10 protein-coding genes are annotated in these 11,707 nt (G+C 65.2%); 2 read left to right on the forward strand and 8 right to left on the reverse strand.

Translation table 11 applies throughout. The features are described 5' to 3' along the window. Positions 1–27: 27 nt before the first annotated feature. From AYB31_RS06110 to AYB31_RS06120, 3 genes are read right to left on the reverse strand one after another with little or no spacing between them, the layout of a single operon-like run. Positions 28–894: a rhomboid family intramembrane serine protease gene (locus AYB31_RS06110; RefSeq protein ID WP_068826768.1), complete on the reverse strand. Its 867-nt coding sequence runs from the start codon at positions 892–894 to the stop codon at positions 28–30. Continuing rightward, positions 891–1,865 (reverse strand): metallophosphoesterase, encoded by a 975-nt coding sequence (locus tag AYB31_RS06115; protein WP_068826769.1) that lies wholly within the window; start codon positions 1,863–1,865, stop codon positions 891–893. Before AYB31_RS06115 ends, AYB31_RS06110 begins: the two co-directional genes overlap by 4 nt. A gap of 1 nt (position 1,866) precedes the next feature. Continuing rightward, positions 1,867–2,754: an NAD(+) kinase gene (locus AYB31_RS06120; protein ID WP_068826771.1), complete on the reverse strand. Its 888-nt coding sequence runs from the start codon at positions 2,752–2,754 to the stop codon at positions 1,867–1,869. 104 nt (positions 2,755–2,858) lie between these two features. Here AYB31_RS06120 and AYB31_RS06125 point away from each other — a divergent pair, with 104 nt between their 5' ends. After that, positions 2,859–3,791, forward strand: a complete 933-nt coding sequence (locus AYB31_RS06125) for a DUF1853 family protein (protein WP_068826772.1) — start codon at positions 2,859–2,861, stop codon at positions 3,789–3,791. Position 3,792: 1 nt separating this feature from the next. Here AYB31_RS06125 and AYB31_RS06130 read toward each other — a convergent pair whose 3' ends face one another. From AYB31_RS06130 to AYB31_RS06150, 5 genes are all read right to left on the reverse strand, one after another. After that, positions 3,793–4,902, reverse strand: a complete 1,110-nt coding sequence (locus tag AYB31_RS06130; protein ID WP_068826774.1) for a cyclic nucleotide-binding domain-containing protein — start codon at positions 4,900–4,902, stop codon at positions 3,793–3,795. A gap of 31 nt (positions 4,903–4,933) precedes the next feature. After that, positions 4,934–5,878, reverse strand: a complete 945-nt coding sequence (locus AYB31_RS06135; protein ID WP_068826775.1) for a 1-aminocyclopropane-1-carboxylate deaminase/D-cysteine desulfhydrase — start codon at positions 5,876–5,878, stop codon at positions 4,934–4,936. A gap of 70 nt (positions 5,879–5,948) precedes the next feature. After that, positions 5,949–7,313, reverse strand: coding sequence for a chromosome partitioning protein ParA (locus AYB31_RS06140; RefSeq protein ID WP_068826777.1), 1,365 nt, complete (start codon positions 7,311–7,313; stop codon positions 5,949–5,951). A 208-nt stretch (positions 7,314–7,521) separates the two neighbouring features. Beyond that, positions 7,522–7,953: a nuclear transport factor 2 family protein gene (locus AYB31_RS06145; RefSeq protein WP_068826778.1), complete on the reverse strand. Its 432-nt coding sequence runs from the start codon at positions 7,951–7,953 to the stop codon at positions 7,522–7,524. Positions 7,954–8,017: 64 nt separating this feature from the next. Next, positions 8,018–10,051, reverse strand: coding sequence for an NADPH-dependent 2,4-dienoyl-CoA reductase (locus tag AYB31_RS06150; RefSeq protein WP_153020647.1), 2,034 nt, complete (start codon positions 10,049–10,051; stop codon positions 8,018–8,020). 299 nt (positions 10,052–10,350) lie between these two features. Here AYB31_RS06150 and AYB31_RS06155 point away from each other — a divergent pair, with 299 nt between their 5' ends. Further along, on the forward strand, positions 10,351–11,397 hold the full coding sequence (locus tag AYB31_RS06155; protein WP_068826780.1) for an AraC family transcriptional regulator: 1,047 nt from the start codon (positions 10,351–10,353) through the stop codon (positions 11,395–11,397). Positions 11,398–11,707: the final 310 nt, after the last annotated feature.

Genomic DNA, 11,707 nt, shown 5'->3' on the forward strand with positions numbered 1-11,707 from the left:
AACGGAAAGCTAAACAGGTCGGCAAGTTTACCGGCGCAGACGCGCCAGCGCACCGCCGATCAGGCCAGTGGCACACCCCGCCAGCAGGCCACCGACGTGCGCAGCATTGGCGATGGCGCCGAAGCCCAGCGTGTCGATCACCCCGCTCAGGCAAACCACCAGCCACACCAGCATCATCACCAGCACGCCACGCGGCAACACGTAGGCCGGGGTCGGCGCCAGCAGCTGGAAGATCCAGCAATGGCCAAGCAGACCGTAGAGCACGCCGGACAAGCCGCCAAACAGCGAAGGGCCACCGAACCAGAACTGCGCCAGATTGGACAGCAGCCCCTGCAGCAGGGTCAGGCCCAGCAACATCAGGCTGCCCTGGCGAGCCTCGATGCGCCGCCCCAGCTCCCAGTACCACAAGCTGTTCATCGCCAAGTGGAGCAGACCGAAGTGCAACAGCATCGGCGTGAACAGGCGCCACCACTGCCCGGCGTACAGCGTCTCCAGCCAGGGCTGGAAATACAGGTAGTCGCCCTGGATATGGAAGTCCTGAAAGCTCAGCCAGCGAATCGTCGCGAAGTTGCTACCGCCCAGGGTAATCGCCGCCACCAGCAGGGTCAGCAGCAGTACAGCGGCGGTCAGCGGGCTGGCCTTGAGCTGCGCGAGAAAGCCTGGCCGGGCCTGCGCGCTGGCCGCCGGGGTCGGCAACTCCGCCTCGCCCGCTCCTTGCGGATAGCGCAGATACAACCCGCGTACCTGTTCGGCCAGTGGCTCACCCGGCACCCAGAGCACCTGCTCGCCTGCCTCCTCGCTAACCCGGTGCGGCACCTGCAGGCGCCGCAACAGGGCGACGAAACCACTGAGATCTTCGGCCAAAGGTCGGCGCAAGGCTTGTACAACACTCATCGCGGCGCCTCCGGACGCTCAACTTCAACCCAGACGAACTTGCCGGGATCGAGACGGTTTTCCTGATCCAGCCGATAGGCCACCAGCTTGCCGTACATCACCGCGCTGTAGTCCAGGCAGGCCAGATTGGCGCGAATCGGCCCCGGCTGGCCACGCCGCCAGTAGTGGCCGACGAATAGCAGCGGCTCGTCGGCGCCGTACTGCAGCAGGCGACTCTTCTCGCCCTCCGGTAGCGGCAGCCTGGCCACCTCGTCAGGCAAGGCATCCGGCTGGAACACCACGTCGCCGTAGGTTTGCGGGTCTTCCTCCCAGAACTTGGTGCGGAAGTGCGCACGCGGGAAGCCCTCGTCGCTGGTCAGGGTCAGGCCCAGCGGCAGGCGCATATCGGTGCCCCGCAGCAGGCGCTCGAACACCCGGTTGGCGAAGCTGCCGGCCACGGCCGAAGCCTCGACGAAGGCGCGATCGACCCTGCCGCCGCCGTGCATGCGCTGCAGTCCGGCAATCAGCTCGTTGTCCCAGCAGGCGTGCACCAGGCGGAAACGCCCGGCATCGATGAACAGCGGCAACTGCTGGAACCAGCCCAGAAAGTCGTGCCAGTCACCCGGATGCTGCTCGAACTGGCGAAAGGTCTGCAGCAGCAGGCGCTCGTGCCGCGCGGTGTGCTCGCGCACGTATTGGCGGCCGCTGGCCACGGGCGCCTCGATATGCCAGCCAAGCGCGTTGTACTCGTGGTTGCCCATGATGCACAGGGCCTGGCCGGCCTCGACCATGGCGTGTACCAGGTGCAGCGCCTCGCGCACCCGCGGGCCACGGTCGATGATATCGCCGAGAAACAGCGCCATGCGCTGCGGATGGCGCCAGACGCCGCCCTGCTGGCGATAACCCATCTGCTCCAGCAATCGCTCCAGGCTGCGGGCGCAACCATGCACGTCGCCGATCAGGTCATAGCCGCGGGCGGAATCGATTTCCATGTCAGTCGTGCCCACCGAGCCGGCTGCTCCAGCCGAGCTTGGTGCGGCAGGCCTCGTAGTAGTTGTGGTCGAGCGGATGGATCAGGCGCAGCTTCTGCGGCTTCTTGGCCACCGTGATGGCGTCACCCGGCGCACAGGTGAAGTGGTTCTGCCCGTCGCAGGACACCAGCGGGTAGATCGGCAGGTCGTTGGCCACCACTATCTTCAGCTCGCTGTTGCCATCCACCACGATGGGGCGGCTGGACAGGGTATGCGGGTACATCGGCACGATGACGATGGCATCCAGTTTGGGATGCATGATCGGCCCGCCGGCGGACAGCGAGTAGGCGGTGGAGCCAGTCGGCGTGGCGACGATCAGGCCGTCGGCCTTCTGGCTGCTGACGAAGTGGCCGTCGATATAGATCTCGAACTCGATCATCTTGGTCGACTTGCCCGGGTGCAACACCACATCGTTGAGCGCATCGCCCTTGCCGATCGCCTCGCCATTACGGCGCACCTCGGCCTCCAGCAGGAAGCGGCTTTCCTCGAGGAAGCGCCCGTCCAGCACCTCGGCCACCTTCACTTCCAGCTCGTCCGGCTTGATGTCGGTGAGAAAACCCAGGCTGCCACGGTTGATGCCCAGCACCGGGATCTTGTGCCGGGCCAGGGCTCGCGCGGCGCCGAGGATACTGCCGTCACCGCCCACGACGATAACCAGGTCGCAGACCTCGCCGAGAATCTTGCGTGAACAGGTCTGCATGCCGTGGCCAGGCAACACCTCGGCGATGGTGTCTTCGAGAATCACATGCAGATGGCGCTCGAGCAGAAAGGTCTTCAGGCGGCGAATGGTATCGAGCACCTGAGCGCTGCCCAGCCGACCGATGATGCCGATATTGCGAAATTGCTCCATGGGGCGCTCTGCAACGGGGGAGAATTGCCCGGATTATGGGCGAAAGGCCGTGGCAGCAGCAAACCAGGCTGTTGTGCCGCCAGCGCTGACACTATGCTCGGCCCATGCATATCCTCGACTCGCTGCTCGACCAACTGCGCCAGCCCCAGGTCCGCGACCTGGCCTGGACCCTGCTTTCACCGGGGCTGCTGGCCAGCGGCCAACTGCCCCTGCGTCACCCGTTGGCGGCCAGCCTGTGGCAGCGCGAACCGCAGACACTGGCCGACTGGTTGCTGCAACAGGAAAACGACAGCGCCGCGCTGCAACAATACCTGAGCCAAGGTTCCAAGCGTCTCGGCCGCTATTACGAGCGGCTCTGGCAATTCGCCCTGGCAGCCGCGCCGGATATCGAACTACTGGCCGCCAACATCCCGGTGCGCGAGGGCGGGCACACCCTGGGCGAACTGGACCTGCTGCTGCGCGATGCCGAGGGCGTGCACCACCTGGAACTGGCGATCAAGCTCTACCTGGGACCGGAACATGACGCGGGTGAGGATGCCGCCAACTGGCTGGGACCGGCCAGCGAAGACCGCCTGGGCCTGAAACTGGCACACCTGGCCAATCACCAGCTGCCGCTGTCCGCCAGCCCCGCCGGACGCGCAACACTGGCGCAACTGAGTGAAACACCGCCTCAGGCCGCAGCCTGGCTCGCTGGCTACCTGTTCTATCCCTGGCGCGACGCTTGCGTCAGCCCAACCGGCAGCGCCGTTAGCCACTTGCGCGGACGCTGGCTGCATCGACACGACTGGCCACAACTGGCGAACAGCCAACAGACCTGGCAGCCACTACCCCGCCACGCCTGGCTGGCCCCGGCACATCTCGAAGAGGCACAGCTGTGGCCGGCCGAACGCCTGGCGCAGTGGTTCGAACAACTGCCCGCATGGGCGCCAGCCCAGTTACTGGTGAGACTGCAACAAAGGGCAGATGGTGACTGGCGGGAGTGCGAACGCATGTTCCTGGTCAACGACCAGTGGCCCCTCGCCGCGCCTCAACCCTGAGCTAGTGGCTGCGCTCGGTGCGCCCGCCGGAACGTGCCAGATAGCCAGGGCCACTCTCGCACAGCAGGCCTGCACGCTGGATGGCCGGCAGAGCATCCAGGCCTTCACGTAGGGCATAGGCGGCAAAACCCAGCTGGGACAGCAGGAACACCGCGCTGGCACTGCGCTTGCCGCTGTCGCAATAACACAGGTAAGTGCGCGCCGGATCCAGCAGGCGTGTCTTCAGGCGCAGCAGGTGCAGCGGCATATTCAGCGCCTGCGGGGCATGAGCCTGCTCGTACTCCGGTTGCAGGCGCACATCCAGCCACTGGGCACCGTTCGACAGCAGGCGCGCAGCCTCGCCGAACGACACTTCGTCGACCACGGGTGCCTTGAGCAGGGCGAAGAAGTCCTGGCGATCCAGGCGCAGCACCACGCCCTCCTCGATCAGGGTCACGGTGGCATTGCGCGGCTGATCGGAAAGCAGCGCCTCCTCGCCGAAACAGGCACCTACCTCCAGCTCGGCCAGCACCTGGCGATTACCGCCGCCACTGCGGAACACCTCGGCACGGCCGCTCTTGAGGAAATAACAACAATCGCCGGCCTCGCCTTCGACCAGTACCCGACTTTCCGCAGGCAGGTCGATCGGATGCAACCGATCGAGCATCGCCCGTACATTGGCCGGCGGCACCTTGGCGAATAGCGGGTTCTGCAGCAGCCGCTCCAGCCACTCGATATCCTCGCCACTGGCCTGTAGATCGAGCAGCAGATCCTGATAGGACAAGCGCCAGGTCAGCAGGCGATTCAGGGTGGCGCTATCCAGGGCCAGCACACTGACATCCGTCAGTGCGCGCGCTTCATGCAAGCGCGGCAGGCTGGGCGACAACGGGTGGCAGCTGGCCTCACTGCCGGCTACCAGGTGCATTTCGCTCCCGGCCGCATCGCGCAGCAACAGTTCACCGGAGAGCAAATAGTACGTCGTGCGGGCCTGGTCGCCCTGACGGAACAGCAGCTGACCAGCCAACAGGGGCTGCGGTACCAGCTGACTACGCAATTCGCGCCACTGCTGCTCGGACAGCACATTGAGCGGAGTGAAGCTGCGCAGCTGTTCAGGATTCAGCGGCTCGATCATCGCAACCAGTCCTTGCATTGTTCTTGTCGGTTCAATCGGCGGCGAGTGCCTGCAGGCGCGCAGCCATGGCCCTGCGTCCCTGCAATCCGCCGCTGTGCAGAAACAGCAGGCGGGTACCCGCAGCAAAGTAACCGGCCTCCACATGATCGCGCAATGCCAGCAGCGCCTTGCCGGTATACAGCGGCTCCAGAGGCAGGTCTGCGGCCCGCTCGCATTCGCCGATAAAACGCGCCAGCTGCGCATCCAGCTGGCCGAAACCGCCGCGACTGGCATCGAGCAGGCGGTAGCTCGCATCGGCCTGCCCCGCCGCCTGCAGTAAAGCGCTTATCTGCGGTGCCACGCCATGGCTGGCCGGCACCGCGCTGGCAACATGCACCGGGCGCGCCCCAGCCTCGGCCAGGATCACACCAGCCGCGGTGGTACCGGTTCCAGCCGCCAGCCACCAGCCGTGGTAATCATCCCAGCCCAGAGCCGCCAACTGCTCCCGCGCCTGCGCGACTATCGCGCCACAGGCCAGCGCCGCTGGCAGGCCCAGGCCGCCCTCCGCCACCGGCCACAACTGCGGGTAAAGAGCCTGCCAGGGTTGCCAGAAGTCCTGCTGGTGGCGCTGCCGATAACCACCATAGCCCAGCCAGTGCAGGCGCATGCCGCAGGCCTGCAGGTCGCGTACTGTGGGGGTGTCCTGGGGCTCACCCCGCAGCAGGGCAACGGTCTCGAAGGAGAAGCGCTGCCCGGCAGCGGCCAGGGCATGCAGATGGTTGGAATGCGCACCACCCAGGCTGATCAGCCCTGCGGCACCCGCCCGCGCAGCCGCTTCGATATGCGGCTTGAGCTTGAACCACTTGTTGCCGCAGAGCAGCGGGTCGAGCAGGTCCAGGCGCAGAGCTGCCACCTCCACGCCGGCTCGCGCCAGCCAGTCGAACGGCAAGAGCTGCAGCGGCGCGCGGGGATTCCAGTCGGGAACGGCAATCGGCATAGGGACTATGAGTGAGCGGACAACAGGGCGCGCATCATAGCCGGCGCGCCACCAGCAGAGGGTTTGAGCGTCAGCTCACGGTACGCAAACGGGCACCCGCCTTGTGCCGTGCGCAGCAGTTGGACTCGCCGACGACGAAGCGGCTGGGCGTTTCCACCCGATCGATCGGCATGGCGCAACGCTCGCCGGAGGACAGGCTGGCCTCGCAGGTCGGCTGCTGGTAGTGGGCCAGCCACTGGCGGTACTGCTCCTCGGAGACGAAGCACTTGGCCGCCGCATAGCTCATCGGGTTGTCCTGGTAGCGGGCGATATCCTGCAGCGGAATGGTCAGGTGACCAGCGCCGGGGTGATAGACGACAAACACCACGCCGAGCTTGGCCAGGCGCGCCAGAATCTGCTCACCATCCTGCCCGGCCTGCTGCTCGCGCTCCTGGGTGAGGCGCTCCAGCTCCCGCTGCAACTGGGCTTCCTGTTCGGCACGGTAGGCCAGTTCGACGTCGCGAATCGCCACCTGCTCCTTGAACTCGGCCACGGCGGCAGCCACCTTGGCCTGCAGCTCGCCGTCGAACTGGGCACGCAGAATATCGGCCTCGGTCCGCCCGTGCTTCTCCAGGTCGCGCAGTTGCCGGGACAGCTCTTCACGCGCTTTCTGCACACTGTCGGCCTGGGCATTGAGCTCGGTCTTGAGGCTGGCGTTCAGCTCCTCCTGCTGGCGCAGAGCCTGGTGCAGGTTATGAATTTCCGCCTGCAAACTGCGCTTGCCCTCCTCGGCAGCCAGTTTGCTACGGGCCAGCTCCTCCTCGTACTGCTTGCCCAGAGTGCTGATGCGCAAGCGTTGCTGCTTGATCAGCTGTGCCGTTTTCAGGCGATGTTCCTGCTCCTTCGCCTCGGCCACCTTTGCCGCCGCTTCACCGGCGGGGTCCGGCGCCTTCCACTTGGCCTCGTCCGCCACCTGCAGGCGCTCGGGCAGGACCACCGGGTTGTCCTCCTCCACCAGCAGACCCAGGGTATTGCGCTTGATCAGGTCGCGGATCAGCACCAGATCGTTCTTGCCCGGTGCCAGGCTCGGGTCCCACAGGTGCATCTGGTGCCAGGACACCGGGCACTGGCTGCGGCAGGCCAGACGGATGGGCCCTGCGCCCAGGTCCGGACCACGCCCGGCATTGTCGGCCAGATGACGCAGCGGCAGGTTCCAGCCCGAATCGGCGGCGCCCTTCTCGTCGAAGTCCAGATAGAAGAACACCGCAGCACGCACCAGCAGGCGCGGATTGATCAGCACGTAGACCAGGCGCATCTGCTCATCGGCGTACTCGGGCATGCTCACCACACCGTCGAGCAGCGCCTCGAACTCGGGAAAAAGCATCTGCTTGCAGATACCGCGCTCGTTGAAGAACAGCACGGCTTCGATCATCTGCGCTTTGTTCTGCATGCTCATGAATTTCCCTCAGGCCATCAGGATCACAATCGGCTCACTGCGGGCTTGCCCCGCGCGGGCGCATAACCTGCCAGGCAGGCGCAATCCCTTGTTTCGAGCAAGTCTAGGGGAAAATGCAATACGGGCAATGTGACTGGGTTGGCAGCCGCCCCGCACCCCGACGGACGCGAAATGGCGGCTGGATGAAACTGTGACGCGGTTGGGCGAATCAGGCCTTGGCCGCCGCCAGGAAAGGTGCCAGACGACGCCCCATCTCCTCGCCAAGGGCCGCAAGACCGCTCATCGGGCGGACCATCACCTCGAACTCGACGATCTTGCCGGCCTCGTCGAAACGAATCATGTCGATGCCCTTGAGCTCACGCTCACCGACCCTGGCACTGAACTCCAGCACCACGTTGAGGCCGTCGGCGCTGACCAGTTCACGGTGATAGGCGAAATCCTGGAACACCTGCAGCACGGTATTGAGAATCAGATTGACCATCTGCGCACCCGGATAGGGCGTATGCGCCATCGGCGAACGGAACACCGCCTGCGGGTGCAGCAACTCGGGCAGCTGGCGCAGGTCCTTGGCAGAAATGAACTGGTGCCAACGCTGCAGGCTGGCCGCAGCGGCGGGGGTCAATTGCGTGTCGAGGGACATCGGCTTCTCCTTGTTATTGTTGACCACATAGCAAACGCCCCGCACTGGGCGGGGCGTCGGCGGCTTACAGCTCGGCGGCGAGGCGCGAGCCCTGGTTGATCGCCCGCTTGGCGTCCAGCTCGGCGGCCACATCGGCACCACCGATCAGGTGCACGCTCTGCCCGGCGGCCACCAGGCCCTCGTGCAGCTCGCGCAGCGGGTCTTGCCCTGCGCAGACGATCACGGTATCCACCGGCAGCACCTGCGGCTCGCCCTCGGCGATGCGGATGTGCAGGCCGGCGTCGTCGACCTTGAGGTACTCGACCGAGTTGAGCATCTGCACGTTCTTGTTCTTCAGACCGGTGCGGTGGATCCAGCCGGTGGTCTTGCCCAGGCCATCACCGACCTTGGATTTCTTGCGCTGCAGCAGGAACACCTCGCGAGCCGCCGGATGCGGCTGCGCCTGAACCCCTGCCACGCCACCACGGGCCTCCAGTGCGCCATCAATGCCCCACTCCTTCCAGAATGCCTCGCGGTTCTGGCTGGTGGCTTCTCCGGCGTGGGTGATGAACTCGGAGACGTCGAAGCCAATGCCGCCCGCGCCGATCACCGCGACCTTCTGGCCGACCGGCTTGCGCTGCAGGATGGCGTCCAGGTAGCTGATCACCTTGGCGTTGTCGATACCTTCAATGGCCGGGGTGCGCGGCGCGATACCGGTGGCCAGGATGATCTCGTCATAACCGCCCTTGGCCAGGTCCTCGGCCGACACACGAGTGTTCAGGCGCAGGTCGACGCCGGTGGTTTCCAGCTTGCGCTTGAAGTAGCGCAGGGTCTCGTAGAACTCCTCCTTGCCCGGCACTCGTTTGGCCACGTTGAACTGGCCGCCGATCTCGCCGGCCGAATCGAACAGGGTCACGCTGTGGCCGCGCTCGGCGGCCACGGTGGCGGCGGACAGGCCTGCAGGGCCGGCGCCGACCACGGCGATCTTCTTCACGGCGGTAGTCGGGATGTAATTCAGCTCGGTCTCGTGGCAGGCACGCGGGTTGACCAGGCAGCTGGTCAGCTTGCCGCCAAAGGTGTGGTCCAGGCAGGCCTGGTTGCAGCCGATGCAGGTGTTGATCTCGTCGGCACGACCGGCGGCGGCCTTGTTGACGAAGTCCGGGTCGGCGAGGAACGGACGAGCCATGGACACCATGTCGGCGTCGCCCTCGGCCAGCACCTGCTCGGCCACTTCCGGGGTATTGATGCGGTTGGTGGTGATCAGCGGGATCTGCACTTCGCCGCGCAGCTTGGCGGTGACCTTGGTGAACGCGGCGCGCGGCACCTTGGTGGCGATGGTCGGGATACGCGCTTCGTGCCAACCGATACCGGTGTTGATCAGAGTGGCGCCGGCCTTCTCGATGGCCTTGGCCAGCAGGACGATCTCGTCCCAGGTGCTGCCGCCCTCAACCAGGTCGAGCATCGACAGGCGGTAGATGATGATGAAGTTCGGACCGACGGCCTCACGCACGCGGCGAACGATTTCCACCGGCAGGCGCATGCGGTTCTCGTAGCTGCCGCCCCAGCGGTCGGTACGGTGGTTGGTGTGGGCTACCAGGAACTGGTTGATGAAGTAGCCTTCCGACCCCATGATCTCGACGCCGTCGTACTCGGCCTGCTGGGCCAGCAGCGAGCAGTTGATGAAGTCCTGGATCTGCTTCTCGATGCCTTCCTCATCCAACTCTTTCGGCTTGAACGGGTTGATCGGCGCCTGGATGGCGCTCGGTGCTACCGATTTCGGGCTGTAGGCATAGCGGCCGGCATGCAGGATCTGCATGCAGATCTTGCCGTCCGCCTCGTGCACCGCGCGGGTGACGATCTTGTGCTTCTCGGCTTCCTCGGCGGTGGTCAGCTTGGCCGCACCGGAGTACACGCCACCCTCCTCGTTTGGGCCGATACCGCCGGTGACCATCAGGCCGACGCCGCCACGGGCGCGCTCGGCGAAGTAGGCTGCCATACGCTCGAAGCCATTGGCCTTCTCTTCCAGACCGGTGTGCATGGAGCCCATCAGGGTGCGGTTCTTCAGGGTAGTGAAACCCAGATCCAGCGGGGCCAGCAGGTTCGGGTAGGCGTTGCTCATGATCATCTCCACAGCGTCGGGCTTGTCACGGGTGCGCCGCGCACTCGTTCGGGCGCGGTCGTTGTGCGGCAGACGATAATCAGCGCCAGCCTCGCACTCAATGATCAAAACGGACAAGTTAATGACCCTAGATAACAGAGCGACTAGGCAAGCCCTCTACCTTGCCCTAGGCTGGACAACCGCCTGACCATGGAAAGCCCCATGCCCAACTCACCTCTTGCCATCCCCCAGCCACGCCGCACGGCGCTCATGCGCTCGCCAGCGGCCAGAGGCGCCGCAGCTCAGCGGGAATGCCTGCGATGAAACCCGCCCGCGTACGTCTCGGTGACCTCTCCGTCGGCTTCGTCCATTGCCTGGTGAGTGCCCTGCAGCATAAAGGCGTTGCTGCCGACGACCTGCTGCGCCAGTTCCGCCTGGACGCCACGCGCCTGGCCCTGCCGCGCGAGCGGCTGTCGATTCCACGCTACATGCGCCTGGGCCACAGCGCCATCGCCCTGTGCGGCGACCCCGCCTTGGGCCTGGAAATGGGCCGCCACAGCCACATCAGCCAGACCGGCCTGGCCGGCATTACCGCCGCCCAGGCTCCGACCCTGCGCGAGGCGGCCCGCACCCTGATCCGTTTCGAGCCCTTGTATGCCCACAACTATCGCGGCCAATCCAGTTTCAGCGAGGATGCCGGTGGCGCCTGGATGAGCTTCTACTCCATCAGCCCCTACAACGATTTCAACCGTTTCGTGGTGGACTCGGTGCTGGCCGGCTGGCACCAGCAGCTCGGCGGGTTGCTGCCCGGAGGGCTGAAGCTGGACAAGGTCGAGATCGAGTTCACCGCCCCGAGCTATGCCGAACGCTATGAGCAGTGCTTCGCCTGCCCGGTGGAGTTTGGCGCGGCACACAACCGCCTGCGCCTGAGCTGTGCGAGCCTGGAGCAGCAGATTGCTCAACATTGCCCAAGTACCTGGCACCAGCTACTGGAGCTGGCCGACCACGAACTGGAGCAACTGACCCGCACTCGCAGCCTGCGCGAGCGCGTGACCCATCTGCTGGGCCCCATGCTGCATGGCCGCGAGCCGGAACTGGAAGAAGTGGCGAGAAAGCTGGCGCTACCGAGCTGGACCCTGCGGCGCAAACTGGCCGAAGAAGGTACGCAGTTCCGCACGCTGCTCAACGAAACGCGAAGGGACTTGGCGATGGCCTATATCCGCGACACCGAATTGAGTTTTGGCGAGATCGCCTACCTGCTCGGCTTCGCCTCGGCGGAGGCCTTTCAGCGGGCCTTCAAGCGCTGGAGCGGCCAGACTCCCGGGGAGTTCCGCCGCCACCAGCGCCTGCAACAGGCCATGTCATAGGGCATTACAGCTCGGTGGCGTCCTCAGCCGGCTCGACCGGATCGTATTCGAGGGCATGGGATTCCAGCAGCTCTTCGACGTAATCATCCATAGGGGTTCCTCCTGTTGTTCTGCATGGTCCAAACAAAGACCATGCCAGAATCCTGAAGATTCCCGATGACAGCCCCATGACAGCAGAAATTTTTCCGCCAGATGCGAAAAGCCCCCAGCTCTTGCGAGCTGAGGGCTTCTCTTTATATGGCGCAGCGGACGGGACTCGAACCCGCGACCCCCGGCGTGACAGGCCGGTATTCTAACCGACTGAACTACC

Origin of the sequence: Pseudomonas sp. BMS12, assembly GCF_001592875.1 — a bacterium.
GTDB lineage: Bacteria > Pseudomonadota > Gammaproteobacteria > Pseudomonadales > Pseudomonadaceae > Aquipseudomonas.

Bases quoted from the DNA above. Each gene is read 5' to 3' on its own strand.
- AYB31_RS06110 (WP_068826768.1), bottom strand. From the start codon at position 894: ATGAGTGTTGTACAAGCCTTGCGCCGACCTTTGGCCGAAGATCTCAGT.
- AYB31_RS06115 (WP_068826769.1), bottom strand. From the start codon at position 1,865: ATGGAAATCGATTCCGCCCGCGGCTATGACCTGATCGGCGACGTGCAT.
- AYB31_RS06120 (WP_068826771.1), bottom strand. From the start codon at position 2,754: ATGGAGCAATTTCGCAATATCGGCATCATCGGTCGGCTGGGCAGCGCT.
- AYB31_RS06125 (WP_068826772.1), top strand. From the start codon at position 2,859: ATGCATATCCTCGACTCGCTGCTCGACCAACTGCGCCAGCCCCAGGTC.
- AYB31_RS06130 (WP_068826774.1), bottom strand. From the start codon at position 4,902: ATGATCGAGCCGCTGAATCCTGAACAGCTGCGCAGCTTCACTCCGCTC.
- AYB31_RS06135 (WP_068826775.1), bottom strand. From the start codon at position 5,878: ATGCCGATTGCCGTTCCCGACTGGAATCCCCGCGCGCCGCTGCAGCTC.
- AYB31_RS06140 (WP_068826777.1), bottom strand. From the start codon at position 7,313: ATGAGCATGCAGAACAAAGCGCAGATGATCGAAGCCGTGCTGTTCTTC.
- AYB31_RS06145 (WP_068826778.1), bottom strand. From the start codon at position 7,953: ATGTCCCTCGACACGCAATTGACCCCCGCCGCTGCGGCCAGCCTGCAG.
- AYB31_RS06150 (WP_153020647.1), bottom strand. From the start codon at position 10,051: ATGAGCAACGCCTACCCGAACCTGCTGGCCCCGCTGGATCTGGGTTTC.
- AYB31_RS06155 (WP_068826780.1), top strand. From the start codon at position 10,351: ATGAAACCCGCCCGCGTACGTCTCGGTGACCTCTCCGTCGGCTTCGTC.